This window comes from Mycobacterium sp. 3519A, assembly GCF_900240945.1.
GTDB lineage: Bacteria > Actinomycetota > Actinomycetes > Mycobacteriales > Mycobacteriaceae > Mycobacterium.
On the sequence record NZ_OESG01000013.1, the window covers coordinates 672310 to 699165 of the forward strand.

28 protein-coding genes and 2 pseudogenes are annotated in these 26856 nt (G+C 66.3%); 16 read left to right on the top strand and 14 right to left on the bottom strand.

Annotated features, from left to right (window positions below; translation table 11 throughout):
* The first annotated feature begins 95 nt into the window (after window positions 1-95).
* The 7 genes from C1A30_RS11060 to C1A30_RS11090 all read left to right on the top strand — a co-directional run bounded on the left by C1A30_RS11060 (window position 96) and on the right by C1A30_RS11090 (window position 6314).
* Window positions 96-590 (top strand): sigma-70 family RNA polymerase sigma factor, encoded by a 495-nt coding sequence (locus C1A30_RS11060; protein ID WP_232004651.1) that lies wholly within the window; start codon window positions 96-98, stop codon window positions 588-590.
* Window positions 587-1327, top strand: coding sequence for an anti-sigma factor (locus C1A30_RS11065; RefSeq protein ID WP_101948385.1), 741 nt, complete (start codon window positions 587-589; stop codon window positions 1325-1327). The genes C1A30_RS11060 and C1A30_RS11065 overlap by 4 nt, the downstream gene beginning before the upstream one ends.
* Before the next feature lie 73 nt (window positions 1328-1400).
* Window positions 1401-3056: a thiamine pyrophosphate-binding protein gene (locus C1A30_RS11070; RefSeq protein WP_101948386.1), complete on the top strand. Its 1656-nt coding sequence runs from the start codon at window positions 1401-1403 to the stop codon at window positions 3054-3056.
* Entirely contained in the window at window positions 3037-3702 is a 666-nt protein-coding gene (locus C1A30_RS11075) for an SRPBCC family protein (RefSeq protein WP_101948387.1), read from the top strand. Before C1A30_RS11070 ends, C1A30_RS11075 begins: the two co-directional genes overlap by 20 nt.
* 7 nt (window positions 3703-3709) lie before the next feature.
* On the top strand, window positions 3710-4717 hold the full coding sequence (locus C1A30_RS11080; RefSeq protein WP_101948388.1) for a 3-oxoacyl-ACP synthase III family protein: 1008 nt from the start codon (window positions 3710-3712) through the stop codon (window positions 4715-4717).
* The gene (locus tag C1A30_RS11085; RefSeq protein WP_101950124.1) at window positions 4717-5757 is read left to right on the top strand and encodes a histidinol-phosphate transaminase; all 1041 of its coding nucleotides are present in this window, start codon (window positions 4717-4719) and stop codon (window positions 5755-5757) included. Before C1A30_RS11080 ends, C1A30_RS11085 begins: the two co-directional genes overlap by 1 nt.
* Before the next feature lie 53 nt (window positions 5758-5810).
* Entirely contained in the window at window positions 5811-6314 is a 504-nt protein-coding gene (locus tag C1A30_RS11090) for a MarR family winged helix-turn-helix transcriptional regulator (protein WP_101948389.1), read from the top strand.
* On the opposite strand, the gene C1A30_RS11095 is transcribed toward C1A30_RS11090, so the two are convergent.
* The gene (locus C1A30_RS11095; protein ID WP_101948390.1) at window positions 6311-7534 is read right to left on the bottom strand and encodes a GAF domain-containing sensor histidine kinase; all 1224 of its coding nucleotides are present in this window, start codon (window positions 7532-7534) and stop codon (window positions 6311-6313) included. The genes C1A30_RS11090 and C1A30_RS11095 overlap by 4 nt on opposite strands.
* Window positions 7531-8196, bottom strand: coding sequence for a response regulator transcription factor (locus C1A30_RS11100; protein WP_101948391.1), 666 nt, complete (start codon window positions 8194-8196; stop codon window positions 7531-7533). Before C1A30_RS11100 ends, C1A30_RS11095 begins: the two co-directional genes overlap by 4 nt.
* A 106-nt stretch (window positions 8197-8302) precedes the next feature.
* Between C1A30_RS11100 and C1A30_RS11105 the strand changes: the two genes are divergently transcribed.
* The 3 genes and pseudogenes from C1A30_RS11105 (at window position 8303) to C1A30_RS11115 (ending at window position 11414) form a co-directional block, all read left to right on the top strand.
* Window positions 8303-9109 (top strand): HAD family hydrolase, encoded by an 807-nt coding sequence (locus C1A30_RS11105; protein ID WP_101948392.1) that lies wholly within the window; start codon window positions 8303-8305, stop codon window positions 9107-9109.
* Between the two features lie 48 nt (window positions 9110-9157).
* The gene (locus C1A30_RS11110; protein ID WP_101948393.1) at window positions 9158-10384 is read left to right on the top strand and encodes a serine hydrolase domain-containing protein; all 1227 of its coding nucleotides are present in this window, start codon (window positions 9158-9160) and stop codon (window positions 10382-10384) included.
* 50 nt (window positions 10385-10434) lie between these two features.
* Window positions 10435-11414: pseudogene (locus C1A30_RS11115) on the top strand (serine hydrolase domain-containing protein).
* A 9-nt stretch (window positions 11415-11423) separates the two neighbouring features.
* Here the strand turns inward: C1A30_RS11115 and C1A30_RS11120 are convergent.
* On the bottom strand, window positions 11424-12239 hold the full coding sequence (locus tag C1A30_RS11120; protein WP_101948394.1) for an LLM class F420-dependent oxidoreductase: 816 nt from the start codon (window positions 12237-12239) through the stop codon (window positions 11424-11426).
* Between the two features lie 143 nt (window positions 12240-12382).
* Between C1A30_RS11120 and C1A30_RS11125 the strand changes: the two genes are divergently transcribed.
* The gene (locus C1A30_RS11125; RefSeq protein ID WP_101948395.1) at window positions 12383-13810 is read left to right on the top strand and encodes an HNH endonuclease signature motif containing protein; all 1428 of its coding nucleotides are present in this window, start codon (window positions 12383-12385) and stop codon (window positions 13808-13810) included.
* Here C1A30_RS11125 and mmsB read toward each other — a convergent pair.
* The 7 genes and pseudogenes from mmsB to C1A30_RS11160 all read right to left on the bottom strand — a co-directional run bounded on the left by mmsB (window position 13807) and on the right by C1A30_RS11160 (window position 19890).
* Window positions 13807-14679: a 3-hydroxyisobutyrate dehydrogenase gene (gene mmsB / locus C1A30_RS11130; protein ID WP_101948396.1), complete on the bottom strand. Its 873-nt coding sequence runs from the start codon at window positions 14677-14679 to the stop codon at window positions 13807-13809. The two genes, C1A30_RS11125 and mmsB, sit on opposite strands and share 4 nt — an antisense overlap.
* 8 nt (window positions 14680-14687) lie before the next feature.
* Entirely contained in the window at window positions 14688-15854 is a 1167-nt protein-coding gene (locus C1A30_RS11135) for an acyl-CoA dehydrogenase family protein (protein WP_101948397.1), read from the bottom strand.
* Window positions 15855-17372 (bottom strand): CoA-acylating methylmalonate-semialdehyde dehydrogenase, encoded by a 1518-nt coding sequence (locus C1A30_RS11140; RefSeq protein ID WP_101948398.1) that lies wholly within the window; start codon window positions 17370-17372, stop codon window positions 15855-15857.
* Window positions 17373-17565: 193 nt separating this feature from the next.
* The gene (gene rfbC, locus C1A30_RS11145) at window positions 17566-18168 is read right to left on the bottom strand and encodes a dTDP-4-dehydrorhamnose 3,5-epimerase (RefSeq protein ID WP_101948399.1); all 603 of its coding nucleotides are present in this window, start codon (window positions 18166-18168) and stop codon (window positions 17566-17568) included.
* Window positions 18165-19160 carry a dTDP-glucose 4,6-dehydratase gene (gene rfbB / locus C1A30_RS11150; RefSeq protein WP_101948400.1) on the bottom strand — a complete coding sequence of 332 codons (996 nt, stop codon included), beginning with the start codon at window positions 19158-19160 and terminating at the stop codon, window positions 18165-18167. The genes rfbC and rfbB overlap by 4 nt, the downstream gene beginning before the upstream one ends.
* Before the next feature lie 23 nt (window positions 19161-19183).
* On the bottom strand, window positions 19184-19444 hold the full coding sequence (locus C1A30_RS11155; protein ID WP_101948401.1) for a J domain-containing protein: 261 nt from the start codon (window positions 19442-19444) through the stop codon (window positions 19184-19186).
* Between the two features lie 145 nt (window positions 19445-19589).
* Window positions 19590-19890, bottom strand: a pseudogene (locus tag C1A30_RS11160) (hypothetical protein).
* Between the two features lie 97 nt (window positions 19891-19987).
* On the opposite strand from C1A30_RS11160, the gene C1A30_RS11165 reads away from it, so the two are divergent.
* A complete protein-coding gene (locus tag C1A30_RS11165) occupies window positions 19988-20311 on the top strand; it encodes a heat shock protein transcriptional repressor HspR (protein ID WP_101948402.1) in 324 nt (107 codons plus the stop codon).
* Between the two features lie 4 nt (window positions 20312-20315).
* On the opposite strand, the gene C1A30_RS11170 is transcribed toward C1A30_RS11165, so the two are convergent.
* Genes C1A30_RS11170 through C1A30_RS11185 form a run of 4 tightly spaced genes read right to left on the bottom strand, consistent with a single transcriptional unit; the run spans window position 20316 to window position 25257 of the window.
* Window positions 20316-21164, bottom strand: a complete 849-nt coding sequence (locus C1A30_RS11170) for an LLM class F420-dependent oxidoreductase (RefSeq protein WP_101948403.1) — start codon at window positions 21162-21164, stop codon at window positions 20316-20318.
* 12 nt (window positions 21165-21176) lie between these two features.
* Complete coding sequence (locus tag C1A30_RS11175) at window positions 21177-22022, bottom strand: LLM class F420-dependent oxidoreductase (protein WP_101948404.1); 846 nt, start codon at window positions 22020-22022, stop codon at window positions 21177-21179.
* A gap of 28 nt (window positions 22023-22050) precedes the next feature.
* A complete protein-coding gene (locus C1A30_RS11180; RefSeq protein ID WP_101948405.1) occupies window positions 22051-23544 on the bottom strand; it encodes an ATP-binding protein in 1494 nt (497 codons plus the stop codon).
* 12 nt (window positions 23545-23556) lie between these two features.
* Window positions 23557-25257 (bottom strand): FAD-dependent oxidoreductase, encoded by a 1701-nt coding sequence (locus C1A30_RS11185; protein ID WP_101948406.1) that lies wholly within the window; start codon window positions 25255-25257, stop codon window positions 23557-23559.
* A 259-nt stretch (window positions 25258-25516) separates the two neighbouring features.
* Between C1A30_RS11185 and infA the strand changes: the two genes are divergently transcribed.
* From infA to rpsK, 4 genes are all read left to right on the top strand, one after another.
* A complete protein-coding gene (infA, locus tag C1A30_RS11190) occupies window positions 25517-25738 on the top strand; it encodes a translation initiation factor IF-1 (RefSeq protein ID WP_003418601.1) in 222 nt (73 codons plus the stop codon).
* A gap of 31 nt (window positions 25739-25769) precedes the next feature.
* Window positions 25770-25883 carry a 50S ribosomal protein L36 gene (gene rpmJ / locus C1A30_RS11195; protein ID WP_003879483.1) on the top strand — a complete coding sequence of 38 codons (114 nt, stop codon included), beginning with the start codon at window positions 25770-25772 and terminating at the stop codon, window positions 25881-25883.
* A gap of 177 nt (window positions 25884-26060) precedes the next feature.
* Complete coding sequence (rpsM, locus tag C1A30_RS11200; RefSeq protein ID WP_101948407.1) at window positions 26061-26435, top strand: 30S ribosomal protein S13; 375 nt, start codon at window positions 26061-26063, stop codon at window positions 26433-26435.
* A 4-nt stretch (window positions 26436-26439) separates the two neighbouring features.
* Window positions 26440-26853 carry a 30S ribosomal protein S11 gene (gene rpsK, locus C1A30_RS11205; protein WP_101948408.1) on the top strand — a complete coding sequence of 138 codons (414 nt, stop codon included), beginning with the start codon at window positions 26440-26442 and terminating at the stop codon, window positions 26851-26853.
* Window positions 26854-26856 lie beyond the last annotated feature (3 nt).

Genomic DNA, 26856 nt, shown 5'->3' on the forward strand with positions numbered 1-26856 from the left:
CAGGGCGGTTATTTAGCCCGGCGCAGCAATGAACCCGATCGCCCCCACCGTCGTATCTAATACGGAGGTTGGTAGTGGACGATCCAGAAGCCGCCATGATGCGGGTGCTGTATGACGAGCACGCCGCAGCTTTGTGGCGCTATGCCCTGCGGCTTACTGGCGATCAAGCGCGCGCTGAAGACGTGGTCCAGGAGACGTTGCTTCGAGCGTGGCGTCACCCCGAGGTGACCGACGAGGTGGAGCGGTCCGCCAGGGCGTGGCTGTTCACCGTCGCGCGCAACCTCATCATCGACGAGCGCCGCAGCGCGCGATACCGCAACGAGGCGGGCACGCCAGACCTCGAGCAGGTCGCCGACCGCGCGGGACCCGACGAAGTGGACTCGGCCCTGGACCGCCTGCTGCTGGGCACCGCCTTGAGCCAGTTGTCCGAGGAGCACCGCGCGGTGATCCGCCGGTCTTACTACCAGGGTTGGACAACCGCACAGATCGCGAAGGATCTGTCGATCGCGGAAGGCACGGTGAAATCCCGGCTGCACTACGCGGTTCGGGCGTTGCGGTTGAATCTGCAAGAGATGGGGGTGACACGATGACACAATTCGGTTTTCCCCTAGGCGGTGATCTGTTGGACGGCGATCGTTACGTGACCTGGGACGCGGCCTATGTCCTCGGTTCACTGACGAGCAATGAGCGTCGCGAATACGAGGCCCACCTGGAAACCTGTGAGCGGTGCCGGTCGGCGGTGGCCGAGATCAGCGGCGTACCCGCCCTGCTGGCGATGCTCGACCTCGAGGACGTGCGCGCGTTGGACGAGGACGCGCCGGAAACTCCGCCGCTGCGGCCGCAAGTGCTCGACTCGATCCTGGACAAGGTGCGGTGGCGCCGCAGGCGGTCGCGGTGGCTGATGTCGGCCGCGGTCGGGGTGGCCGCCGCGCTGCTGGCGGTCGGCGCGGTGATCGCCGTCCGTCCGGAGATCGTGGGTCTGGAGAACAGCCCGCCGCAACAAACCACCCAGGCGTTGGAGATGGCGAAGGTGTCGGAGACTCCGATCAACGCCTCGATCACCTTGACCGGCTACGGGTGGGGCACGCGCATCGACATGGCCTGCTCCTACGGCGAGTGGGGCCAGAGCGGCAGCATCCCTCCGCAGAATCTCGGCATGGTCGTGGTGGGCCGCGACGGCAGCCACACACAGGTGGCGACATGGCTCGGTATCTCGGGGGCGACCGCGCTGCCGAGTGCGACCACACCGATGCAGAAGGGCGATATTGCTGCGGTGCAATTGGTTTCGCCCGATAACGGAAAGGTCCTTCTCGAAACGCAGCTGTGAGTCCGACCGTCGAGTGAACCCAACTCCATCGTGAGTCGTGTCACTAACAGGTCGGGGGAGAAGCGAGTGAGAGATGGTCAGCAGGCATCGCGTCGTCGATCACATCGTCGCGCATCTGGCGGCGAGCGGGGTCGACTACATCTTCGGTGTCGACGGCGCGAACATCGAAGATGTCTATGACGCCGCGTTCGTGCGTGACGACATCACCGCCGTCCTGGCCAAGCACGAATTCTCCGCTGCCACAATGGCTGACGGGTACAGCCGCAGCGGCGCAGGCCTCGGCGTGGTGGCCGCGACGTCGGGCGGCGGCTGCCTGAACACGCTGCCCGGGCTCGGCGAAGCGTTCGCGAGCCGGGTTCCGGTGCTGGCGCTGATCGGCCAGCCGCCGACCACCCTCGACGGCTGCGGCTCCTTTCAAGACACCAGCGGCCGCAACGGTGCGCTGGACGCACAGGCACTGTTCTCCGCGCTGTCCGTGTACTGCCGACGCGTCACCCGGCCGGAGGACATCGTCACCGCACTGCCGGATGCCGTCGCCGCCGCGCGTACCGGAGGACCCGCAGTCCTGCTGTTGCCCAAAGACATTCAGCAGGCAGACGTGAGTGCCAACGGGGCACGGGCCGTGCCGGCAGCGAGAATCCCCGGCGATCCGGCAGCGCTCGCATCCGCGCTGCGGCGTGCCGACGGGCCCGTCACGATCATCGCGGGCGAACAGGTGGCTCGCGACGACGCGCGCGCGGAACTCCAAGCGCTACGGGCGATCTTGCGCGCCGACGTCGCCACGGTGCCCGACGCCAAGGACGTCGCAGACTCAGCGTCGGTCACCGGGGTGATGGGTCATCCAGGTGTCGCCGATGCCATTGGCCGCAGCGCGGTGTGCCTCCTGGTGGGCACGCGGATGGGCGTGACCGCCCGCGCGGGGCTGGATCAGGTGCTGGCGTCGGTTCCGGTGTGGTCCATCGGGTCGGCAGCACCCTATGTGCCGTGCACGCACACCCACACCGACGATCTGCGTGCCACGCTGACCCTGCTGACGGCGGCGCTGTCGGGGAGGCCGGGTGTGCAGGCGCCAGGTCGAACGCCGCGGGGTCAGTTGCGGCCGCCACCGCTCAGTGGCCCCGGAGTCAGGTACCGCGACGCGATGACGACGTTGGACGCGGCACTGCCCGACGGCACCGACATCGTGGTCGATGCGGGGAACATCGGTGCGTCGGCCATCCACTACCTGCCTGCCCGACGCGACGGGCGGTTCATCGTCGCACTCGGTATGGGCGGCATGGGCTACAGCTTCGGCGCCGGCGTCGGCATGGCCTTCGGGCGCCGCCGTCGAACGATCGTGATCGCGGGCGACGGATCCTTCCTGATGCACGGCATGGAGATCCACACCGCGATGCAATATCGGCTTCCGGTGACGTTCCTGATCTTCGACAACCATGCGCACGCGATGTGCGTGACTCGCGAGCAGATCTTCTACGGCGATCGGTACAGCTACAACCGTTTCGGGCCAAGCCGGTTCGGCGCCGGCCTCGCCGCGATGTTCCCCGGACTGCACGCGGTCGACGTCGACGACATCGACGCGCTGGGCGATGCACTCCACATTGCACTCGACCCCGACGGCCCCTCGGTGGTCAGCATCAAATCCCCCGCCGACAAAATCCCGCCGTTCGCAGCCTTTCTCAGCCCGCCCGCCCCGAAGGAGAACCGTTCCCATGTCACTGCCCGCACTTGACGACATCACCGCCCACCGGGGCACCGCCGATCCGATCGACGATGTGGTCCGCATCGAGACCGCGCCCCGCGAGAAGGCGACCCCGATCATCATGGAGATGATGCGGTCGGTCTACCCGCACGACCAGGTGTTCGGTGAGTTCTGCACCGTCAACACCTACATCGACTGCCCACCGGACGAACTGTTCGACTACATGTCCGACACCCGCTGCCTCGAGGAGTGGACATACAGCCTGCGCGGCTTCACCACGACCGAGGAGCCCGGCCTGTGGCTGGCGTATGACCGGCTGGGTTCGGAGACAAGGATTTTCACCCGTACCGTGACGAACAGGGCCGCGGGGACGGTCGACTACCACTGCGCATGGGATCAGGGCAAGCACCTGTGGATGATCTATCTGATGCGCATCGTGGACGCGCAGACCGTCCTCGACAAGCCGGGTTCGGTGGTGTTGTGGACGAACTGTCACCACCCGTTCTACGACCGCAACCCGTATCCGGAGGCCGCGCCGCCGGAGCGGCCGGTGTGGGTCGGCGACTTCTGGGACATGTTCGGCGCCGGCCATCTGCTCGAACTGAAGAACCTCAAGGCGATCGCCGAATACCGGCACCACAACGGCCTGCCCGTCACACCGGCCTGGATGAGATGAGAATGCGATGACCGTCAGCCTGATGGACGTTTCGACGTATCTACCCGGTGAGCCGCTCGGCGCCGACTATTACGCCCAGTTCGCCGACTCCGACGATCTGCGTGACAACCTGATGTTCCGCGCCCCGAAGTTCCGCCATCACGTGGCCGAGGACGAGACGGCCATCGACATGGTGGAGCGCGCCGCCGCGGGCCTGATCGAGCGCCACGGTCACGACGTCATCGCGAACGTCGACGTGCTGATCACGCACACCCAGGTGCCCGATATGCCGTTCTACGGTGGCGGCGGGGGGATGGCGCATCGCCTTGGCATGAAACCGAATTGGGTGCTGGACATCCACAACGGCGGATGCGCGGCGTTCGTGCTGGGATTGCAGATGGCCCGCCAGTTGCTGTCGTCGGGCGCCGGGCGGACCGCGCTGATCGCGATCGCGCAGAACGCCGCGGGCCAGGTGTTCGACCAGCCGACGGTGCGGCGCAAGGCCCAGGCCTCGGTGCCCGGTGACGGCGCCGCCGTCGGACTGGTGACACTGTCGGAGGTGTCCCCGATCCTCGACGTCGAGTGCCGCACCTACGGTGAATTCGCAGGCGACATGACGATCGAGATGGACCCGCCGCGCAAGTGGTGGCAGCCGGGACCGGGCGAGGGCTACATCGGCTTCACCGAGAGCAAGATCACCAAGGTGCTGGCCAGGGGCAACCGTCAGGTGCCGGAGGTCGCGTACGCGGTGTGCGACCGAATCGGCATGCAGCCCAAGGACCTTGACGTGCTCGTCACCAATCAGCCCAACCGGGTCTTCCTGCGGAACTGGCGCGAGGCGCTCGAACTGCCCAAGGAGCGCCACGTCGACACGTTCGACCAGTGCGGGAATCTGTTCGGCGCAGGCATCCCGATCAACCTCGATCGGGCCATCACGGACGGCACGCTGAAGGCGGGTGACGTCGTGATGATGGCGGCGTTCGCGCACGCAGGCGACTTCGCGGGCGCCGCCGCGGTCAAGTGGGGCGGCCGCTGATGGCCACGCTCAAGCGCGAGGCGGCTGAAGCGGTCGGTGCGCTGCCCACCGCGCTGGACCCACTGGCGTTGTCGCTCAACGAGAATCCGTTTCCGCCATTGCCAACGGTGCGCTCGGCGCTGATCGCGTCGATCGACGCGGCCAACCGGTATCCGGAGTTCCTGCCCGAGAAGTTGCGGTCCCTGATCGCGGGGCGGGTCGGCGTGCGCGATGAGCAGGTGGTGATCGGCGCGGGAGCCACCGGGGTGATCCTGCAAGTGCTGCAGGCGGTCACCAGTCCCGGCGAGAAGATCGTGATGCCGTCGCCGACGTTCGACGGCTACCCGATCTTCGCGAAGATGGCGCGGTTGGATGCGGTGACCGTGCCGCTGGATGCCCATGGCCATCACGACCTCGACGCGATGGCCGACGCCGCCGCCGAGGCCCGGGTCGTGGTGGTCTGCCGACCGCACAATCCGACCGGGACCTTCGAGCCTGCCGCGGACGTCGAGCGGTTCCTGCGCCGAGTCCCTGCCGACACGGTCGTGCTGCTCGACGAGGCCTACGTGGAGTTCCTGTCGCCGGAGCACCGGATCGACGCGCCCGCGTTGGTGGACCGGTACCCGAATGTCGTGGTGCTGCGTACGTTTTCGAAGGCTTACGGACTGGCCGGGCTACGCGTCGGCTACGGCTTCTGCGCGGCGGACCTGGCCCGCCGGTTGTGGGCGATGCAGGCCCCGTTCGGCATCGGAAACGCCAGCCTGGTCGCGGTGGCAGCCTCCTACGACGCGGAAAACCAGCTACGGCAACGTATCCGGGTGATCGCATCGGAACGGCGACACCTGCGGATGCGGCTGAGGTCGATGGGCGTGTACAGCGCCGACGCGCACGCGAACTTCGTCTACCTGCCGAAGTGGCGCCGGCCCTGGCGGGAGGTGTTCGAGGGGACTGGCTTACAGGTACGTCATTACGCCGACGGCGGCGTGCGGATCACCGTCGGCAACCGACAGTCCACCCGTGCGGTGCTGGCTGCGGTGGCGTCCTTGGCTGCCACCGGCTGACGCACTCGGTGCCAATTGCCGACCGAGGTCCCCTGCGTGCGGTAAGAAAGGGCGTGCCCTCGGAATCCGACGAACGTGATCCGATCGCGCTGGCGCGCGCCAATTGGGAACGGGCGGGTTGGGGCGACGTCGCAGACGGCATGGTCGCCGTGACGTCGGTGATGCGCGCCCATCAGATCCTGCTGGCCCGCGTCGAGACGGCCCTGCGGCCGTATGACTTGAGTTTTTCGCGCTACGAACTGCTGCGGCTGCTGGCGTTCAGCCGCTCAGGCGCGCTGCCGATCACCAAGGCCTCCGACCGGTTGCAGGTGCACGTCACGAGCGTCACCCACGCGATCCGACGACTGGAGGCCGACGGGCTGGTCGAGCGGATACCCCACCCCACCGACGGCCGCACCACCCTGGTGCGGATCACCGACCTCGGCCGCTCGACGGTCGAGGACGCCACCGTCACGCTGAACAACGAGGTGTTCGCCGATATCGGCATTTCCGACGAGCAGTCCCGCGCGCTCGCGGATTCGATCGAGACGCTGCGCCGCAATTCCGGCGACTTCTAGCGCGCGCTCGACTCGTCGCGCGCGGGTAGCGGAATCGTCGCCGTCACAGCCGTTCCCGATCCCGGCCGCGACCGGATGTTCAGCCTGCCGCCGACGATCTCGGCGCGTTCGGCCATCGACAGCAGCCCGTATCCGCCCATCTCATCGCCGCCAAGCGGATGCTCGAAGGTGTCGAAACCGACTCCGTCGTCGACGATTTCGAGGCGGGCGGTGTCGCTGGTGACGAAGAAGGTGAGCCGCGTGCGCTTGGCGTTGGCATGCTTGACCACGTTCTGCAGGCATTCCTGCGCGATCCGGTACAGCGCCAACTCGATGTGGTCAGGCAGTCGGGTGTCGGCGAGGTCGACCTCGATGTCGATCTGCGGGATCGAGCGGGCCAGGCTGGCCAGCCCGCCGGACAACCCGAGGTCGTCGAGGACCGGCGGCCGCAGCCCGCTGATCGCGGCTCGCGCTTCCTGCAGTGTCAGGTCGACCAATTCGCGGGCCTTGGTCAACTGCTCGGTCATCATCTCGGGGTCGTCAACGGCTCGAGTGGCCGCGTCCAGTCGGTAGGACAGGGTGACCAGACGCTGCGAGATGCCGTCGTGGATGTCGCCCGCGAGCCTGCGCCGCTCGATCTCCTGGGCCTCGATGACCTGCTCGACGAAGTTCTCGTGCGCGCGCTCTCTGGCCACCAACTGCCGGTGCAACCGGGCCTGATGCAGCGCGCCCGCGATCAGCCTGCCAATCACCAGCAGCAGTTCGACGTCGCGTGCGGTGAACTCACGCCGTTCGACGGTGTGCACGTTCAGCACGCCGACCAGCCCGCCGGGATCGGTCTCCATCGGCACCGACACCATCGACGTGAAGTCCTTGCCGCGCAACGACTCGAACGGCATGTACCGCGGGTCGGCTTCCTTGTCGTGACTGATCACCACCGGCTCGCGGTGACTGGCCACCCACCCCGAAATGCCCTGCCCCAGCGGCAGCCGCACCTGGCCGACCGCCGCGTCGAACGGCGGCGTCGCCCCGGCCAGCGTCAGCGACCGGTCGCTGTCGTCGAGCACGTGCACGAAGCAGACGTCGCTTGCGGTGGCGGCGGTGATCATCCTCGCCGCGGCGGCGGCCAGCGGTTCGACGCCGGGTCCCTTCGACGCGGCCTGGATCAGTTCGCGCAGCAGGGCGAGTTCGCGGTCGGCATCGACGAGATCGCGAACGGCGTTGGGCGGCCGAGGTTTCACTGGTAGATCCCCTCGCGCAGTGCGGTCGCGACGGCGCCGGTGCGGTCGCTGACGCCGAGCTTGCGGTAGATCGACCGCAGGTGCGACTTCACGGTCTCGTCGCCGATCACCAACTTGGCGGCGATGGCCCGGTTGGACAGGCCGTTGACGACGAACGAGAGGATCTCGCTCTCGCGCTGGGTCAGGCCTTGGCGGGCACCCGGCCAGAACTCGTCGCGCTGCAGTCTCGCCGCGGTGTCGACGGCCCGCGCCGCCATCCCCGGATCGATCGCGGTCTCGCCGCTGTGTACGAACTCGAGTTGGCGCACCAGTTCGTCGCTGCTGATGCTCTTGAGCAGGTAACCCGATGCGCCGACGCGCAACGCCTGGAACAGGTACTGCTCGTCGTCGTACACCGACAGCATCACGACCTTGCGGTCCGGATCGCTCTCGCGAAGCTCCAGGCACAGGTCCAGACCGCTGGCACCCTGCATGCGCACGTCGCACAGCACGATGTCGGGGTCGAGTTCCTGGATGACGCTGAGCGCCCGCTCAGCACCGACGGCCTGGCCGACCACCTCGACCCGGTCGGAGAACGCCGCGAGCATCGCCTTGAGACCCTCGATGACCATTTCGTGGTCGTCGACCAGCACAAGCCGGACGGGAGCCCCGTTGGACGTCATGGCACCACCTTAGAGCTGGGATTTTTCCTGAGGTAGAACAACTTGGCCTGCCCGATCCCCCAATTGGGGGAGGACCGACGCCTGTGATGTGGGCCACCCTATCTGCATGCCTCTGACGCAGGAGAAATCATGGCGCGCGGGTCGCTTCTGGTGGGATGCCAGCGCGCCCGCGCGAAGTGCGGTGTATCCGCTGCGCGCCGTGATCTTTGACCTCGACGCCCTGACCGACATTGAATGCGACGGTCACCGCATGGCGTTCAACGCCGCGTTCGCGGCGCATGGCCTTGACGTCGCCTGGTCGGTGGGCCGCTACCGGCAGCTGCTGGCCCTTCCCGACGAGCGGCAGCGCGTGTCGGCGGAGCTTCGCAAGCGCGGCATCGCGACCGAGTGCGACGTGTTGACCGAGCTGCTCGCCGACGAGATCTACGCGACCAAGACGATCATGTTCGACGAGTTGATTCACGACGCCGACCTGGCGCCCCGGCCGGGCCTCGTCGACCTCGTGATGGACGCATTCGCGGCGGGTGTCTGGGTGGGCGTCGTCGCCAACGGTGCACGTAGCTGGGCGCAGCCGCTGATCCGGCAACTCGTGGGCGACGGGCTGGTGGAGACGGTGGTGACCGCCGACGACGTGAAGAAACCGGTGCCGGACCGTGAGGCGTTCCAGAGTGCGCTGTGGGAGCTCGGGATATCCGCCGAGAACGCGTTGGCCGTCACCGGCTCGGCATCGGGGCTGCGCTCTGCGGGGTGCGCGGGCCTGGCCACGGTCGTGATCACCGGCGACGGCACCCCGGACATTCCTGCGGCGGTCGCGGTCCGCAGCGACTACAGCGGCGACTCGCCACTGTCCGTCGCGGAATGCCAACGCCTGCACGGCAGCTGGTGGGCCGCTCACAAGAAGTCCGCTGCATAGCTTCGCAAAAGCGCGCGCACAGCCGGCGCGATTACTATTCGCGCTCATATGGCTGCCAAACTCAAGATCTCACCCGGACTCATCGGTGGTGACGCCGAAGAGGGCTACGGGAAAGTCGCCGACGCGTTCCGCCGCAACCTGCAGAGCGGTCGCGAATTGGGCGCCGCGGTCGCGGTGTTCCGAGACGGTCGTAAGGTCGTCGACCTGTGGGGCGGCTACCGCGACACGACCGCGACGGCGCCGTGGGAGCGCGACACCCTGGTCACGGTGTTCTCGGCGACCAAGGGTGTCTCCGCGCTGACTGTCGCATTGGCGGCATCGCGTGGGCTGATCGACTACGACGCCAAAGTCGCCGATTACTGGCCGGACTTCGCCCAGGCGGGCAAGGGCGCAATCACCGTGCGGCAGTTGCTATCTCACCAGGCCGGCCTCGTCGTCATCGATCCACCGCTGACCTTCGACGACCTCACGAACCCGGCTGCGATGTCGGCGAAACTCGCGGCACAGGCCCCGCTGTGGTCACCAGGCACGCGCCACGGCTATCACGCGCTGACGTTCGGATGGTATGCGTCGGAACTGATCCGTCAGACCGATGCGCAGGGCCGCACCATCGGGCAATTCTTCGATCAGGAGATCGCGCAACCTCACGAGTTGGACTTCTACATCGGATTGCCGTCCGACATCGGCCGCGACCGGGTGGCCGACATGGTCACACCCAGAAAGATCACGGCGCTGCGGCAACTGGTGAAGTTGTCGCCGCGTCAGGTGTTCGCATTGGTGAACCCGTTCGGCCTGGGTAAGCGGGCCATCGCGCTCGCCGAGGGCTACGAGGACGTCGACATCAACAGCGACGAGATACGCGCGCTGGAGATACCGGCAGGCAACGGCACCGGCACCGCTCGGTCGCTTGCCAAGCTGTACGGCGTCGCCGCGACCGGCGGGGCGGAGTTGGGGCTGACCCCCCGCGTGGTCGACGCGTTGAAGCGGCCCGCGGAGATGCCCACCGGCGGGGCCCGCGACTTCGTGGGCTGGGCCGACACGTCGTACGTGCTGGGTTTCAACAAGCCGACGTCGGAGTGGGTGTTCGGGTCGTCGAGCACCGCGTTCGGAACACCCGGCGCGGGAGGATCTTTCGCGTTCGCTGACCCGGATACCGGAGTCGGGTTCGCCTACCTGATGAACCGGATGAACGTGTATCCGTTCAGTGATCCGCGTGAACTCGACCTGCGGCAAGCCCTTTTTCGCGACGTGCTCGGGGTACGGCCGCAGCGCTGACCTGTTCGTTTCCATCCATGCCGGTGTTGGCGTAGCTAACATCGCCGGATGTGGGGGCCCGCATCACAATTCCGCCTGACCTGGTCGGCGGCGACGTGGACGAGGGTTACGGTGCCGGTCTGTTGGGGTGGCTAGCGCAACCGCGACACTCGGACACCGTGGCAGAACGACACCATCGTCACCGTCTTTTCCACCACGAAAGGCGTTGCTGCCCTTGCCTTGGCGGTCGCCGCGTCCCGTGGCCTGATCGACTACGACGCGAAGGTGGCCGACTACTGGCCGGAGTTCGCACAGGCAGGCAAGGGCGACGTCACGGTGCGGCAGTTGCTTGGTCACCAGGCAGGCCTGCCCGTCATCAAGCCGCCGCTCACGCTTGCTGATATAGCCGATCCCGAAAGGCTGTCGAACAGGATCGCTGCTCAAGCTCCTCAGGCATGCGGACCCCGAGGGGCGCACCCTCGGCCGGTACTTCGCCGATGAGATCGCGACGCCACTCGGGGTGGACTTCTATATCGGGTTGCCTGCCTCGGTGGACCGTGACCGCGTCGCGCACTTGCACCCGTTCACCAAACGTGATCTGTTACAGGGTTTTACGACGGTGCCGCGCCGGCTAGCGGCCGCGTTCCTCAGCCCGTTCAGCTTGACCGCGGGTGCTTCAGTCCTCGCGGCCGGCGTCCGGGACCGGGTCGAGTTGAACCAAGACGAGTTGCGAGTGCTCGAGATGCCCGGCGTGAACGGAACGGGAAGCGCGCGGGCGGTCGCGAAGCTGTATGGCAGCGCTGCGACGGGAGGACCCGAGCTGGGCCTGAGCTCCGCCGTCCGAGAAGCACTGGAAGGTCCCGCGGTGTCGCCGACCCGGGGACTGCGCGACAAGGTCATGCATTTTCGATACGTCGTACTCGCTCGGATTCGGCAAGCCGACGGCCACATTCGTGTTCGGCTCGTCAGATCGCGCCTATGGATGGCCTGGCGCGTCGGCCTGCGCCAGGCTCTGTTTCGCGACGTGCTTGGCGCGCGGCCGCAGCGCTGAACGGTTGGCTCAGCGCTTCGTGTCGCGCCAGTCGACCAGTTTCTCCACCGTGCTGAGGTCGTACTTACCCTCCGACGCGCGGATTTCGGTGTGGAACAACGTGGCGCCGGCGGACAGGAAAGCGTCGGCCGACTGTGGATCGGTCCACAGCGTCGAGCGTTCGATGTCGCTGTCGGCGCGGCCGAATCCGGCGGCCAATTCGGCGACGCGTGCGCTGGCCTCGCGGTAGGAGTCGATGGGCAGGAAGGTGTGCCAGATGTCGGCGTGGCGTGCGACGGCGGGCAAGGTCCGCTTGGGTCCGGAGCCGCCGATCAGGATCGGGATCTTGCGCAGCGGTGCGGGCTGCAGCTGCTCGAACCGGCGCTCGATGCGCAGCAACCCCTCGTCGAAGAGGTCCGCCCGCGATTTGACCGTTCCGAAGTCGAAACCGTAAGTGGTGTAGTCCTTCTCGTACCAGCCGGCCCCGACGCCGAGGATGGAGCGCCCGCCGCTGATGTGGTCGACCGTGCGCGCCATGTCGGCAAGCAGATCGGGGTTGCGGTAGCCCATGCCGGCCACGAGCAGGCCGAGTTCGGCGCGTGTGGTGATCTCGCCCCAGGACGCCAGCGCGGTCCAGCCCTCGAAGTTGTTCACGTCGGGCTGCACCTCGGCCAGGACCGGTTTCGCGTCGGCGATCGACTCGATGAACGGCGCATGGAAGTGGTCGTAGCCGAAGATGACATCGACTCCGATGTTTTCGGCATCAAGGACAGCCTGCCGCCAGGTGGCGTAGTCAGGCGTGTCAGCGGGCTGAATTTGGACGGCGACGCGTACGGGGAAGCTCATCTACGCGACAAGTAGCAGCCGTTGGAAATTTATTCCTTGCCCGCCGTGTCAAGCCCAAACGCGTTGCGGTGCCAAATCTGTGGATGAATCCGCGCTTGTGGATAATTGTCCCGCCCGTCGGCGCGACGGGCATAATCGAAACTATGTTCGACTCGGAATTCTCGAAGGCGGATGACGCGACGGTCGTCGCCGCCATCGAGGAGGGTACGCGCGCGGAAGCTGCCGCCGGCGCTCGTCGGCTGGCTGCCATCGCCGAACTCGCCCGTCGCCGAGTCGATGATGACGACGAGCAGGCGAAGTGGGCGTTCGACGGCTGGGCGTCAGCGGCCGCCGAGGTCGCGGCGGCCATGACGGTGGGGCATCGCCGCGCGTCGGCGCAGATGCGCATCGCGGTCGCACTGCGTGACCGTCTGCCTCGTCTCGCGGCGCTGTATGCGCAGGGCACGGTCAGTTCACGTGTGGTTTCCGCGATCACGTGGCGCACCCAACTGGTCGAAGACCCCGATGCGTTGGCTCTCATCGACGCCGCCGTTGCCGAGGGAGCTACCAGATGGGGCCCGCTCTCGGAGGAGCGACTCGACAAGGCGATCGACGCGTGGATCTTCCGATTCGATCCTGCGGCCGTGCGCCGCTCGGAATCGTCCACGCGCAGCAGGGACTTCGTGGTCGGAGATCTCGACGATCCGGCCGAAACCACCTCGGTGTGGGGTCGGCTGTTGAAACCGGACGCGGCGGTGCTCAAGCGCCGTGTCGCAGAGATGATTCAGGGAGTCTGTGAAAACGATCCGCGCTCCATGGGGGAGCGCCGAGCGGATGCGGCGGGCGCCATCCTCACCGGCAATTCACATCTGTCGTGCCAATGCGGTTCTCAGACATGCCCAGCACGTGACGTACCGAGTTCCTCCAACGTTGTGATACGGGTCTTGGCGGAACAGTCAACGGTGGAAGCGGCGACTGCGATAAGTGGCGCTAAGCAGGAAAAGACCACTGCGTCACCGGCACCGCCGCCGGCACTGATCGTCGGGGAGGGCGTGGTACCCACGTCGGTGCTGGCGCAGCTGGTCCGCGACGGCGCCAAGGTTCGGCCGATCTCCATGCCCAGCGAGGAGCCGGAACCGCATTATCGACCGTCGGCAGAGTTAGCCGAATTCGTCCGGATGCGAGATCTGTACTGCCGCGCACCCGGCTGCGATGTACCGGCGGATCGTTGCGACATCGACCACACCATCCCCTATCCGATCGGGCCGACGCACGCGTCGAACCTCAAGTGCCTGTGTCGAACCAACCATCTGATGAAGACATTCGGCGGATGGCATGACATTCAGTTGCCTGACGGGACGGTGATATGGATTTCGCCCAGCGGCAGGGAGTACGTCACCAAACCTGGCAGCCGATTGTTCTTCGAGACGTGGGACATCACGACCGCCGACCTGCCTCCGCCGTCGACTGCGGTGCCGAACACCGGTGACCGCACGCTGATGATGCCCAGACGGCGTCGCACCCGCGCCGCCGAATACGCGGCATGGGTCAAGGCCGAACGTGCGCGCAACCAAGAGGCCGCGCCGTTCTAACCGCCGCGGATCATTTCGATGACGGCGCTGAAGTCCTTGTCCGCATGGTCTTCGGCGAACTTGGCGTAGATCTCGGCGGCGTGGCTGCCGAGCGGCGCCGCCGAACCGGTCGACTTCACCGCGTCCATGGCCAACCCGATGTCCTTGTTCATCAACGCGGTCGCGAAGCCTGGCTTGAAGTCGTTGTTTGCCGGTGACGTCGGAACCGGCCCCGGCACAGGGCAATTGGTGTGAATGGCCCAGCAGTTGCCCGTCGCGCCGGTGATCACGTCGAACAGCGACTGCGCGGACAGCCCCAACTTCTCCGCCAGCACGAACGCTTCGCCCGCCACGATCTGCTGCACAGCCAGCACCATGTTGTTGCACAGCTTGGCGGCCTGGCCCGTGCCCGATGCCCCACAGTGAATGATCTTGCCCGCCAACGGCTCCAGCACGGGCCGTGCCCGCTCCACGGCCTCGTCCTCACCGCCGACCATGAACGCCAGCGTCCCCGCCGTCGCGCCCTTCACGCCGCCGGAGACCGGCGCGTCGAGTTGGGCCAGGCCGCGGTCGGTCGCCTGCTTGTGAATCTCGCGGGCATCGTCAACGGAGATGGTCGACGTATCGATGAACAGCGCACCCTCACGGGGGGCGGACAGCACCTCGGCGTACACCGCCTTCACGACGGCGCCGTTGGGCAACGACGTGATTACCACGTCGGCCTCCGCTACCGCCTCGGCGCCGCTGTCGAAGACCTGCGCGCCCGTGTCGGCGGCGGCATCCTTGAGCGCGGCCACCGGATCGAACGCACGCACGGTGTGCCCGGCCGCGACGAGGTTCGCCGCCATCGGGCCGCCCATGTGGCCCAACCCCAAGAACGCGATGTTCATGCTTCTCCTTACGCGGACGCGCGGGCCCGGGCCGCCGCGGCCCGGCCGATGACCACACGCATGATTTCGTTGGTTCCCTCGAGGATTCGGTGCACACGAAGATCGCGGACGATCTTCTCCAATCCATACTCACGCAGATAGCCGTAGCCGCCGTGCAACTGCAGCGCCTGGTCGGCCACGTCGAAGCAGGAGTCGGTGACATAGCGCTTGGCCATCGCGCACAACTCGACCTTCTCCGGGTGGTTGTTGTCCAACGCGGTCGCCGCGCGCCACAACAAGGTGCGCGACGTCTGCAACGCGGTGGCCATGTCGGCCAGGGTGAACCTGATGGTGGGTTCGTCGAGCAGCGAGCCGCCGAATGCCTGGCGGTCCGCCAGATAGCTCGACGCCTTGTCATACGCGGCCTGGGCGCCGCCGAGCGAACAGGCGGCGATGTTGATCCGACCGCCGTTGAGCCCGTTCATCGCGATACCGAACCCGGTGCCCTCACCCTCGGCGCCACCGAGCATTGCGTCCGCGGGTACCCGCACGCCTTCGAAGACGACCTGCGCCGTCGGTTGGGCGTTCCAACCCATCTTCTGCTCGTCGGCGCCGAAACTCAGTCCGGGCGTTCCCTTTTCGACGACGAATGCAGAGATGCCGCGCGGACCGTCGGCGCCGGTACGGGCCATCACCACGTAGACGTCAGATGTGCCTGCGCCGGAGATGAACTGCTTGACGCCGTCGATGACGTAGTCGCCGCCTTCGCGGACCGCCTTGGTGCGCAACGCACTGGCATCGGATCCTGCGCCGGGTTCGGTCAGGCAGTAGGAGGCGATGGCCTCCATCGAAGCCATCCGCGGCACCCAGGTTTTGCGCTGGGCATCGGTGCCGAACGTGTCGACCATCCACGCGCACATGTTGTGAATGGACAGGAACGCCGCGATGGTCGGATCGGCCTTCGCGAGTTCCTCGAAGATGCGCACCGCGTCGAGTCGGCGCAACTCGCTGCCACCAACGTCGTCGCGACAGTAGATGACCGCCATGCCGAGTTCGGCGGCCTCACGCAGCACGTCGGTGGGGAAGTGGTGCTTCTCGTCCCACTCCAATGCGTATGGCGCGAGGCGCTTCTCGGCGAACGCGGCCGCCGTCTCGGCGATCACGCGTTCGTCGTCGTCCAGCCCGAAGTAGTCCATTTACTTCATGGTCGGGATGACGAACTCCGCGCCGTGGCTGCCCGCCGGCCAGCGCTGCGTCACCGTCTTGGTCTTGGTGTAGAACATGATCGACGACGGCCCGTGCTGGTTGAGGTCGCCGAATCCGGACCGCTTCCAACCGCCGAAGGTGTGGTACGCCACCGGCACCGGAATGGGCACGTTCACGCCGACCATGCCGACCTGCACCCGGGACACGAAGTCGCGCGCGGTGTCACCGTCGCGGGTGAAAATCGCGACACCGTTGCCGTATTCGTGCTCGGTCGGCAGGCGCAGCGCCTCTTCGTAGTCCTTGGCCCGCACGATGCACAGCACCGGCCCGAAGATCTCGTCGGTGTAGATCGACATGTCGGGGGTGACATGGTCGAACAGCGTCGGGCCGATGAAGTAGCCGTTCTCCAGGCTGTCGTCGCCGAATTGCAGGTCGTCGCTGGCACGTTCGCGCCCGTCGACGACAGCCTCGGCGCCCGCCTCGATGCCCTGGGCGATGTAGTCCTTCACTCGGGCCAGCGCGGCCTCGGTGACCAGTGGGCCGTAATCGGCCTTCGGGTCGAGGCTGTGGCCGACGCGCAGTCCGTTCACACGCTCGATCAGCCTGGCGCGCAACCGGTCTGCGGTCTGCTCGCCTACCGGAACGGCAACGCTGATCGCCATGCAACGCTCACCGGCGCTGCCGTAGCCCGCGCCGATCAACGCGTCGACCGCGTTGTCCATGTCGGCGTCGGGCATCACGATCATGTGGTTCTTCGCACCGCCGAAGCACTGCGCCCGCTTGCCGTTGGCGGCCGCACCGGAGTAGATGTACTGCGCGATATCGGAGCTACCGACGAAGCCGACGGCCTGGATGACCGGATGCTCGAGGATCGCGTCGACGGCCTCCTTGTCGCCGTGCACCACCTGGAACACCCCCGGCGGCAGGCCCGCCTCGAGGAACAACTCCGCCAGCCGCACCGGCACTGACGGGTCACGCTCGCTGGGCTTGAGGATGAATGCGTTGCCACACGCCAGCGCTGGCCCCGCCTTCCATAGCGGGATCATCGCCGGGAAGTTGAACGGCGTGATACCCGCGACGACGCCGAGCGGCTGACGCATCGAGTACACATCGATGCCGGGGCCCGCGCCCTCGGTGTACTCGCCCTTGCTCAGGTGCGGGATGCCGACCGCGAACTCGATGACCTCGATGCCGCGCTGGATATCGCCTTTGGAGTCGGCGACCGTCTTGCCGTGCTCGAGCGACAGCGTTTCGGCCAACTCGTCGACGTTCTGGTTGACCAGGTCGATGAAGCGCATCATCACGCGCGCCCGGCGCTGCGGATTCCACGCCGCCCATTCTTTTTGCGCCTCGGCTGCGCCGGCGACGGCGGCATCCACGTCGGCTGCCGAGGCCATCGGCACCTTGGCCTGCACGGCGCCGGTGCTGGGGTTCATCACATCGGCGGTGCGCGTGGACTGGCCTGCTGTGCGCTTGCCATTGATGAAGTGCGAAATCTGTGTGGTCATGAGTTAGTCCCTCGCCCGAACGGCTGAATACTAGGACATCCTAGTATTAGCGTCTCGGCGTGTGCAAGGCCCCTCGTCGCGGTCAGCGGGGCTTGCCCGTCAAAGGGGTTGGCCCCCGGTCTGGGCGGCTTCGCGGGTAGGAGCAACCGCGGCAGTGTGCTTTCACACTTTTTCGAAAATGGCCGGAAGTTTTTTATCGTCGCAGGCCGGCGATGAAATTTCGGGTGTCGTCCCAGGTGGGAAGCAGACCCGCGGCCTGCACCTGCGCCAGTGACGGAGCCTCCCGGTCGCGGTCAGACATGATCGGTTCGCCATCGACCGCAGGCCACGCGATGTCGAACGCCGGGTCGAGCGCATTGATGGTGTGCTCGCGGCCTGGCGCATAGTCGGCCGAGCACAGGTACATCACCGTGGAGTCGTCCTCGAGAGCGAGGAACGCGTGGCCCAGGCCCTCGGACAGGTAAACCGAGCGACGCTCGCGCGTGTCCAGCACCACGGCGTCCCATTTGCCGAAGGTGGGCGAGCCGACCCGAATGTCGACCACCACGTCGAACACCGATCCGGACAGGCAGGTCACGTATTTGGCCTGGCTCGGTGGAAGCTGCGCGAAATGCACCCCGCGCAGCACACCTGCCGCGGACACCGAGCAGTTGGCCTGCCGCAGATCCAGACGGTGCCCCGCGAACTCGGTGAACGCCGAGTCGGTGAACCATTCGAAGAACAGCCCCCGGGAGTCGGTGTGCACCTGCGGCGTGATCTCCCAGGCGCCGGGGACAGACAGTTCGCGAACCTTCACTGACCCCGCTCCTCGTAACCGGCCTCGACGGCGTCTTTGAGTGGCCGCCACCAGGATTCGTTGTCGCGGTACCAGCCGATGGTGGCCCGCAGGCCTTCCTCGAAGTCGGTGTGCTTCGGGCTCCAGCCGAGTTCGGAGTACAGCGGTGTCGGATCGATCGCGTACCGCAGGTCATGCCCGGCGCGGTCGGTGACGTGGTCGAAATCGGCGGGGTCGTGGCCCATCAACCGCAGGATCGTCTGCATCACCGACAGGTTGTCTCGTTCCCCTTCTGCGCCAATCAGATACGTGCGGCCGATCTGGCCGTCGGTCAGGATTCGCCAGACCGCGCTGTTGTGGTCATCGACATGGATCCAGTCCCGGACATTGGCGCCGGTGCCGTACAACTTGGGCCGTCGTCCGGACAACACATTCGTGATCTGCCGGGGGATGAACTTCTCCACGTGCTGATATGGCCCGTAGTTGTTGGAGCAGTTCGAGATGGTCGCAGCCACCCCATAGGACCGCACCCACGCGCGCACCAGCAAGTCGGCCCCTGCTTTTGTCGACGAGTACGGGCTGGACGGGTTGTACGGCGTCGATTCGGTAAACCGTTGCGCCGAACCCAATTCCAGGTCGCCGTACACCTCGTCGGTCGACACGTGGTGCAGGCGGACACCGTGGTGGCGCACCGCCTCCAGGATCGTGAAGGTGCCGACGACGTTGGTGTGCACGAACGGCTCGGGATCGGCCAGCGCGTTGTCGACGTGCGTCTCCGCGGCGAAGTGCACGACGGCGTCAGACTCGGCGACGAGCTTGGACACCAACTCGGCATCGGTGATGTCGCCCTGGACCAGGCGGATGTCGTCTTCGACCTGCGCGAGTGATTCGCGGCTACCCGCGTAGGTCAACGCGTCGAGCACCGTCAGGTGAATGTCGGGGTGCTCGCGCACGCTCGCATGCACGAAGTTGGCGCCGATGAAACCGGCGCCACCGGTGACGAGCAACCGCATGGGTAGAACCCTAGCGGGCTTCGTCAGCGTGGGCGGCCGTGCCTGACCGGTATGCGGACAGGGCCGGAACGCGGTGTCCGATCGGCCGGCCGCGTGCGCAGGGCGGCATAAGCGGCCATGATTCGCCGAAGCTGTTCGTCGGCGGCCGGATCCGTCGGCGCCGCGTCTCTGGTGTCCGGATGCAACGCCCGCAGCTTGCGGCGGTAGGCACGAGTGATCTGCTCGCGGCTCGCCGTCACCGGGACGCCCAACACGGCGTACGGGTCGAAGGCGTCGTCATCCATGGCTTCCACGTTTCCGCGCTGACAAAGAGACAACGTGCCAGCAGTTCCCCGTGCCATCATCGCTGGCTCGCGTGCGTCTCGTCGGATGACGCCGTCACAATGGGAACTGTTCTAGCACAACGGTTCTGAGAGTCCGAAGTACTCCTCAGTGCATCACCTCCCCTGAGTCGGTTGCGGTGGTGGTCATCGACGACCACCAAGCGGTGATCGGCACCTTTTCGTCGCTGCGGCTGACTTCGATGCGGCGAGGCTTGGCGTGTCCGGCAATCGGAATGGTGAGCCGCAATACGCCGTCCTGACTGAACACCCCATGCGGGCGTTCAGCGGCAACCATGTCCGTGTCGTCGCCCGGCGCGGGTCGGCATGACCGCGGGCCTCGGTGCCGTGCCGAGCACCTGCTGCGTCCAGCGATCGAATTCGCGGAATGGGTCCGTGCGCATCAACATCTTGTCCACCTCCTACGTCAAATGCGCCAGATCTATGTCTATTGCTATAGATTTGTGATAGCACTGACGAGAAATCTTGGCAAGGAGAGTTCTGGGCATGACTGAGTCGACGGACGGCAGGTCGGTGCGCGCGGTGTACAGCATCTCGGTCACCGCGGAATTGTCCGGTCTCGGCCCCCAGACGCTGCGCCTCTACGAGCGCCACGGGCTGCTCACCCCGCACCGAACCGACGGAGGCACGCGCCGCTACAGCGACCGGGACCTCGCCACGCTGCGCCGCATCACCGAACTCACCGACGACGGGGTCAACCTGGCCGCCGTCGCGCGCATCCTCGAACTGGAAGCGCGCAACGCGGCCTTGGAAGCCGACAACACCAGACTCGAGGCGCGCGTCGCCTCGCTGCAGGCCGAACAGTCCTGAGGCCCTAGCGGGCCGGTGTCAGCCCGAGTGGTCCCGCCAGTTCGGTCAACGTTTCCAACAGCTTGTCCGGGCCGCCGAGCACCTGGATCAACACCGAATCGGCGCCGGCGTCCAGATGCTGGTTCAGCCGCTTGGCGATGTCGGCGGCGCTGCCGTGCGCGACCACGGCATCGATCAGCTTGTCGCTACCCGGCTTTGCGATGTCCTCGTCGGTGAAGCCGAGCCGCTTCCAGTTGTTGAGGTAGTTGCTCAGACTCAGGTAGAAGTCCACGGTCTCGCGGCCAATCGCGCGGGCCTGCTCGGCATCGCTAGTCAGCACCACCTTGTGCTCGGGCGCCAAATACACTGTCGGCCCTATCCATTCGCGCGCCAGCGCGGTGTGCTCCGGCGTCGTCAGGTACGGATGCGCGCCCGCGCTGCGCTTCGCAGCCAACTCGTGCACCTTCTTGCCGAGCGCGGCGATCACCCGGCGGCTGGTCGGCACCTTGTTGGCGTCCAACACGTCGAGATACTCCACCAACGCGTCGTATGGCTTGCGGTACTCCTGGGTGTGTTCGGGGTGGCCGACCCCGACGCCCAGCAGGAAGCGACCAGGGAACGCCTTCTCGATGCGGTGATACGACTCGGCCACCTCGCCGGCGTCTGCCGTCCAGATGTTGACGATGCCGGTGGCCACCTGCAGCGTCTGCGTCTGCTCCAGGATCGGCTCGACGAACGCCAGATCCCCCTTGGGTGAACCGCCGACCCACAGTGCGCCGTAGCCGAGCTTTTCGATCTCGGCGGCCTGCTCCGGTCCCGGCGATCCGAAGGTCCACACCCCGTAGCGGCCGAGGTCCGGTTTGAGTTCGGTCATGTCCAGTTCCCCTTACTTCAGTCCGAGCGGTCCGGCCAGTTCGGCAAGCGCAGGCACCAACTTGTCCGGCGAGGTCAACACCTGCACCGGCACATGGTCGGCGCCCGCGTCCACGTGCTCCTTGAGTCGCGCCGCGATCGCGTCGACCGTGCCGTAGGCGACGACCGCGTCCACCAGACGGTCACTACCCGGTTTTGCGACCTCTTCATCACTGAACCCGAGACGTTTCCAGCTGTTGAGGTAATTCGTCAGGTTGAGGTAAATCTCGAGCGCCTTGCGGCCGACGGCGCGCGCCTTTTCGGCGTCGGTGGTCAGCACGACCTTGTGCTCTGGCGCGATGAACGCGTCGGGGCCGAGGAGTTCGCGGGCCTGCGCAGTGTGCTCGGGCGTCGTCAGATAGGGGTGCGGGCCCGCGGCGCGGCGCGCGGACAGCTTGAGCACCCGGGGTCCCAACGCCGCGACGACCCGGCGGTCTTTTGGAACGCCGTGCTCGTCGAGCTTGTCCAGGTACTCCACCAGCGCGTCGTAGGGCTTGCGGTACTCGTGGCCCGCCTCGGGGTGGCCGACGCCGATACCCAACAGGAAGCGGCCCGGGTAGGCGGCGTCGATGCGGTGGTAGGACTCGGCGACCGGACCTGCGTCGGCCGTCCAGATGTTCACGATGCCCGTGGCGACCTGCAGCGTGGTGGTCGGTTCCAGAAGTGGCTCCACCCAGGCCAACTCGGCGGCGGGCGACCCGCCCGCCCAGATCGCGCCGTAGCCGAGCGCTTCGATGTCTTTGAGTTGCGTCGGACTGAGTTGTTGCCACAGCTGGTGGTGGCCGAATACGCCGTAGGGACCGAGATTGGGCTTCGTCATGGTCGGGTTAACTTCGACCGGGTCGCCGCTATTCCAGTCCGGCAGGAAGCTCCGTCGGTGTCGGAAGTTCGGGTGCGGGCGCCTGCAGTGGCAGCGTCACGATGAACTTGGTCTCGCCGGGCTTTGATTCCACGCGCAGATTGCCGTGATGCTTTTCCACCACGATGCGCCACGCCAGGTCGAGGCCGAGGCCGGTGCCTTCGCCGAACGGCTTGGTGGTGAAGAACGGAGTGAAGATGCGGTCGATGATGTCCTCGGGGATGCCGGGGCCGTCGTCGCCGATCTCGACGCGGATCATGTCGTCGCCCTCGCGCGCGGTTCGCAGCGTCAGCGTGCCGTGGCCATCCATCGCCTGAATCGCGTTGTCGATGATGTTCGTCCAGACCTGGTTGAGATCGCCTGGGTAGCAGAGCAATTCGGGCAGCGACCTGTCGAGGTCCTTGACGCATTTGATCGGGCCCTCTTTGTTGTTGATCTTCTCGCCGAACATCATCAGCGTGCTCTTCAACAGATCGTGGATGTCGGCCGACTGATACGGCGCCCTGTCCATCTGCGAGTACTGCTTGGTGCCCGCCAGCAGCGCCGAGATCCGCTTGCTCGCCTCGGCGATCCGATTCACCGAGAGTTCGGTGTCGATGGTGTATTTCAGCCAGCCGATCGCGCTTTGCAGCGTGGCTGAGCAGTCGACATCGTCAATCGACGCCTCGACGCGTTCCAGCCAGTCGATGTCCAGGCCGGCCTCGACGAACGTCGGCGCATAATCCCACCCGCTGGCGATGCCGTGGTCCTCCAGCCAGTCGCCGATCTCGTCCTCGCGGTCGGAGGTCTCCAGCGGACTGAGTTCGTGCGTCTTGGCCTTGGCCACCTGCTCGGCCACCTCGTCCTGGATGGACACCAGCACCCGCAGCGCCTCGGGGGTGAACTTGCCGTCGGCGAGCATCGACAGCTTGTGACGCATCTTGCCGACGTTCTCGCGCAGGTCGGATACGTCGCGGGAGATGGCGGCGGCCGGATTGTTGAGCTGGTGGGTGAGGCCCGCGGTGATGGTGCCCAACGCGAGCAGCTTCTCCCGCTGTCCGATGATCTGGCGCTGGCGCAGGCCGCCGACCATGTGCCCCTCGAGCAGATGCACCGCCATCGGGAACTGGCTGCGCATGAAGGTGGCGAACGCTTCGGCGTCGAGCACGAAGAACCGCGACGGCTTGGTCACCCGCACCGAGGCCTCGTAGAGGTGTTCCTCGGCGGGCACATACGCCGACCACGCACCGCAGTAGACGCCGCGCTGCGACGTCCGGCCCGTCACGATGTCCATACCTGCGGACCGCTTGGACATGATCAGCTCGCCGTCGAGCAGAACGTAGAAGCAGGTGGCCGGTTCGCCTTCGACGACGATCGGGCCGGGCTCGAAAGACTCGATATGGCCGTTTTCGCACAGCATCTGCAGCTGGTCGTCGGTCAAAGCCTCGAACAGGAACAGCGTCCGCAGCTCGTCAGGCAGGCATTTGCTTCCGGTCTCGCCCATGTCGACTTCTTCCTAAGTTTCCGCTAGGTAGCGGTGCACCAACATCACCGCCATCGACCCTTCGCCGACGGCTGCTGCCACCCGCTTGGCGGATTCGGCTCGCACATCACCTGCAACAAACACACCCGGCACACTTGTTTCCAAATGGTGCGGCGGGCGATCCAGCGTCCACCCGGAGACGTCCTTGAGGTCCGGACCGGACAGGATGAAACCGTGGTCGTCCTTGGCCACCACGTCGAGCCAGTCGGTGCGCGGCTCGGCGCCGATGAAGCAGCACAGCCGGTCGGCGTTGACTGTTTCCTTCTCGCCGCTCTGCTTGTTGTGCAACACCAGGCCGGTCAGGTGGTCGTCCTCACCGATGGTGTCGACGACCTCGGTGCATACCCGGACCGAGATCTTGTCATTCCTCTCGATCTGCTGGATGAGGTAGTAGGACATCGACGCCTCCAGCGACGGGCCACGCACCAGCATCGTCACGTGTTTCGCGGTCTTCGACATGAACATCGCCGCCTGGCCCGCCGAGTTGGCGCCGCCGACGATGTAGACGTCCTCGCCCTCGCACTCGCTGGAATCGGACACCGATGCGCCGTAGAACACCCCGCGGCCGATGTAGTTGCAGGCGCCGTCGTCCGGGTCGTCCCAACAACCTCGGACGCCCTGCAGCTGGCGGTAGGAGACGCCGGTGGCCAGGATGACGGCCTGCGCGGCGATGGTGCTGCCGTCGGCGAACTCGATGGTGCGCGCAGTGCCGCTGTCGCCGGCGTGCAGCGCGACGGCTTTGCGGGTGGTGATGACCTCGGCGCCGAAGCGCTCGGCCTGCCTGCGCGCCGACGTCGTCAACTCCGCACCCGAGATGCCCATCTCGAAACCGAGGTAGTTCTCGATCCTGGAGCTGCGGCCGGCCTGCCCGCCGGTGGTGGTCTCCTCGATGAGCACGGTCTTCAGGCCTTCCGAGGCGCCGTACACCGCGGCCGCCAAACCTGCGGGGCCGCCGCCGATGACCGCGAGTTCGTACATCTCCAGCGACGGGGTGGTGGACAGGCCGAGCATGCCCGCGAGTTCGGCGTCGGTCGGTTCGACGAGTGTCTCGCCCTGCTCGGTGATCACGACGGGAAGCTGGAAGCCGTCCAGGCCCGCCGCGTCCAGCAGCTGTTTGCCTTTGGGTTCGTCGGCGTTGAACGAGCGGAACGAGTGCTGGTTACGGGCCAGGAACTGGCGCACCTCCCAGGACCGCTCGTTCCAGCGGTGGCCGATCACCTTGGTGTGCGGGATCGCGCGGTCGCCGGTGGCGTGCCAGGCCTCGAGCAGGCCGTCGATCACCGGGTACAGCTTCTCTTCCGGCGGATCCCACGGCTTGAGCAGGTAGTGGTCCAGGTCGACGACGTTGATCGCGTCGATGGCGGCGTGGGTGTCGGCGTACGCGGTCAGCAGCACGCGGCGGGCGAGTGGGTAAATATCCATCGCCTCTTCGAGGAACTCGATGCCGCTCATCTGCGGCATCCGGTAGTCGGCGACGAACACGGCGACGGTGTCGCCGCGCAGCTTGAGCTCGTTGAGGGTTTCCAGGGCGTCCAGGCCCGTTTCGGCGCGCACGATCCGGTAACGATCGCCGTAGTGGCGGCGCAGGTCGCGCGCGACGGCACGCGATACAGCGGGGTCGTCGTCGACTGTCAGCAAGACGGGTTTACGGGGCGTAGAGACCGGTGCAGTCATCGGTTATCAGTATGCTCCCGTCGTCCAGCGGTTATCAGCCTAGGATGGCCCCGCTGGCCTGGGCCTTCAGCGATTTTGGGGCACGCCGCCGAACGGGTATCATAGATCGACGGTGCGGTTTCCGCGCCGGCTCCTGCGTGCTCTCTGTCCTCGACAAGCTGGAATTTCTGGCTACAGGCCCACGTTTTGTAGTCGGACGAAAGCTGCGCCGACGCCGGCGCCAACGATCTACAGGGACACGGAGGATCTCCGAAACATAATGGCCAAGAAAGACGGTGCCATCGAGGTCGAGGGCCGCGTGGTCGAACCTCTGCCCAATGCGATGTTCCGCATTGAGCTGGAGAACGGTCACAAGGTGCTCGCCCACATCAGCGGCAAGATGCGGCAGCACTACATCCGCATCCTGCCCGAGGATCGCGTCGTGGTGGAGTTGTCTCCCTACGACCTGTCCCGGGGCCGCATTGTTTACCGGTACAAGTAAGACGACAGAACGAGAAGGATCGACGACAGCCGTGAAGGTGAACCCGAGCGTCAAGCCCATATGCGACAAGTGCAGGGTGATCCGTCGGCATGGGCGGGTCATGGTGATCTGCTCAGATCCGCGCCACAAGCAGCGCCAAGGCTGATCAGCGCAAGCTGCCGACAACTGAATGATGAAACCCCAGTACCACTGAGTTGCCCGGCGCGTCAGCGCCAAAAAGACGAATCAGCGCCGCTCAATCACGTCCGGCACGGAGGCCGGACCCCACTACGAGGGAACGGACTGGGACCAGACCTCCGCATAGAAGAAGGAACACCGCCTGATGGCACGTCTCGTGGGCGTCGATCTTCCGCGCGATAAGCGCATGGAGATCGCGCTGACCTACATCTACGGCATCGGCCGTACCCGCTCCCAGGAGATCCTGGAAGCCACCGGCATTGACCGGAACCTGCGCACCAAGGACCTGACCGACGATCAGGTCACCCAGTTGCGCGACTACATCGAAGCCAACCTCAAGGTCGAGGGCGATCTGCGCCGCGAGGTGCAGGCCGACATTCGCCGCAAGATCGAGATCGGCTGCTACCAGGGCCTGCGGCACCGCCGTGGCCTGCCGGTGCGCGGCCAGCGGACCAAGACCAATGCGCGCACCCGCAAGGGCCCGAAGCGCACCATCGCCGGCAAGAAGAAGGCCAGGTAAGCAAATGCCACCAGCAAAAAAGGGTGCCGCGGCGAAGAAGGGGCAGAAGACCCGCCGCAGGGAAAAGAAGAACGTCCCGCACGGCGCCGCGCACATCAAGAGCACGTTCAACAACACGATCGTGTCGATCACCGATCCGCAGGGCAACGTCATCGCCTGGGCGTCGTCGGGTCACGTCGGCTTCAAGGGTTCGCGTAAGTCGACCCCGTTCGCCGCACAGTTGGCCGCCGAGAACGCTGCGCGCAAGGCGCAGGAGCACGGCGTGAAGAAGGTCGACGTGTTCGTGAAGGGCCCGGGTTCGGGCCGCGAGACCGCCATCCGGTCACTGCAGGCCGCCGGCCTCGAGGTCGGCGCCATTTCCGACGTCACGCCGCAGCCGCACAACGGTTGCCGTCCGCCGAAGCGGCGCAGGGTCTAGGAG

Bases quoted from the DNA above. Each gene is read 5' to 3' on its own strand.
- C1A30_RS11110 (WP_101948393.1), top strand. From the start codon at position 9,158: ATGGCTGCCAAACTCAAGATCTCACCCGGACTCATCGGTGGTGACGCC.
- infA (WP_003418601.1), top strand. From the start codon at position 25,517: ATGGCCAAGAAAGACGGTGCCATCGAGGTCGAGGGCCGCGTGGTCGAA.
- C1A30_RS11075 (WP_101948387.1), top strand. From the start codon at position 3,037: ATGTCACTGCCCGCACTTGACGACATCACCGCCCACCGGGGCACCGCC.
- C1A30_RS11140 (WP_101948398.1), bottom strand. From the start codon at position 17,372: ATGACCACACAGATTTCGCACTTCATCAATGGCAAGCGCACAGCAGGC.
- C1A30_RS11085 (WP_101950124.1), top strand. From the start codon at position 4,717: ATGGCCACGCTCAAGCGCGAGGCGGCTGAAGCGGTCGGTGCGCTGCCC.
- C1A30_RS11185 (WP_101948406.1), bottom strand. From the start codon at position 25,257: ATGACTGCACCGGTCTCTACGCCCCGTAAACCCGTCTTGCTGACAGTC.
- C1A30_RS11100 (WP_101948391.1), bottom strand. From the start codon at position 8,196: ATGACGTCCAACGGGGCTCCCGTCCGGCTTGTGCTGGTCGACGACCAC.
- C1A30_RS11070 (WP_101948386.1), top strand. From the start codon at position 1,401: ATGGTCAGCAGGCATCGCGTCGTCGATCACATCGTCGCGCATCTGGCG.
- C1A30_RS11080 (WP_101948388.1), top strand. From the start codon at position 3,710: ATGACCGTCAGCCTGATGGACGTTTCGACGTATCTACCCGGTGAGCCG.
- C1A30_RS11155 (WP_101948401.1), bottom strand. From the start codon at position 19,444: ATGGATGACGACGCCTTCGACCCGTACGCCGTGTTGGGCGTCCCGGTG.
- C1A30_RS11180 (WP_101948405.1), bottom strand. From the start codon at position 23,544: ATGGGCGAGACCGGAAGCAAATGCCTGCCTGACGAGCTGCGGACGCTG.
- C1A30_RS11105 (WP_101948392.1), top strand. From the start codon at position 8,303: ATGCCTCTGACGCAGGAGAAATCATGGCGCGCGGGTCGCTTCTGGTGG.
- rpsK (WP_101948408.1), top strand. From the start codon at position 26,440: ATGCCACCAGCAAAAAAGGGTGCCGCGGCGAAGAAGGGGCAGAAGACC.
- C1A30_RS11165 (WP_101948402.1), top strand. From the start codon at position 19,988: ATGACTGAGTCGACGGACGGCAGGTCGGTGCGCGCGGTGTACAGCATC.
- C1A30_RS11060 (WP_232004651.1), top strand. From the start codon at position 96: ATGATGCGGGTGCTGTATGACGAGCACGCCGCAGCTTTGTGGCGCTAT.
- C1A30_RS11120 (WP_101948394.1), bottom strand. From the start codon at position 12,239: ATGAGCTTCCCCGTACGCGTCGCCGTCCAAATTCAGCCCGCTGACACG.
- C1A30_RS11135 (WP_101948397.1), bottom strand. From the start codon at position 15,854: ATGGACTACTTCGGGCTGGACGACGACGAACGCGTGATCGCCGAGACG.
- rfbB (WP_101948400.1), bottom strand. From the start codon at position 19,160: ATGCGGTTGCTCGTCACCGGTGGCGCCGGTTTCATCGGCGCCAACTTC.
- rpsM (WP_101948407.1), top strand. From the start codon at position 26,061: ATGGCACGTCTCGTGGGCGTCGATCTTCCGCGCGATAAGCGCATGGAG.
- C1A30_RS11065 (WP_101948385.1), top strand. From the start codon at position 587: ATGACACAATTCGGTTTTCCCCTAGGCGGTGATCTGTTGGACGGCGAT.
- C1A30_RS11125 (WP_101948395.1), top strand. From the start codon at position 12,383: ATGTTCGACTCGGAATTCTCGAAGGCGGATGACGCGACGGTCGTCGCC.
- C1A30_RS11175 (WP_101948404.1), bottom strand. From the start codon at position 22,022: ATGACGAAGCCCAATCTCGGTCCCTACGGCGTATTCGGCCACCACCAG.
- mmsB (WP_101948396.1), bottom strand. From the start codon at position 14,679: ATGAACATCGCGTTCTTGGGGTTGGGCCACATGGGCGGCCCGATGGCG.
- C1A30_RS11170 (WP_101948403.1), bottom strand. From the start codon at position 21,164: ATGACCGAACTCAAACCGGACCTCGGCCGCTACGGGGTGTGGACCTTC.